The 241-nt window shown below is 61.0% G+C and carries 1 pseudogene; it reads right to left on the minus strand.

Annotated features, from left to right (window positions below):
• Positions 1-182 (minus strand): annotated as a pseudogene (locus tag EOD29_RS37735) (helix-turn-helix transcriptional regulator); the annotation flags it as partial.
• Positions 183-241: the final 59 nt, after the last annotated feature.

The following is a 241-nucleotide window of genomic DNA, read 5'->3' on the forward strand; positions in this document are numbered from 1 at the left end:
GTTTCGAACAGCAACGGCGGACGCGAGGCGCCGCGATAGCCGAAGATCACGCAGTGATCGAAGCGGACATGCCCGCGCAGCCAGCCGACGATCGCCTCGCCGAAATGGTCGCCGCCGGTCTCGCGCGTCGCGGCGATGACGGCGGCTAAAGCGTTGTAGTCGTCACTGCGGGAGGTGGCCAATTCGTACCCCTCTGAACGATAAAATCGGCTAAATATACCACCTGCGAGGTATATACTAG

Origin of the sequence: Mesorhizobium sp. M1A.T.Ca.IN.004.03.1.1, from assembly GCF_003997555.1 — a bacterium.
Taxonomy (GTDB): domain Bacteria; phylum Pseudomonadota; class Alphaproteobacteria; order Rhizobiales; family Rhizobiaceae; genus Mesorhizobium.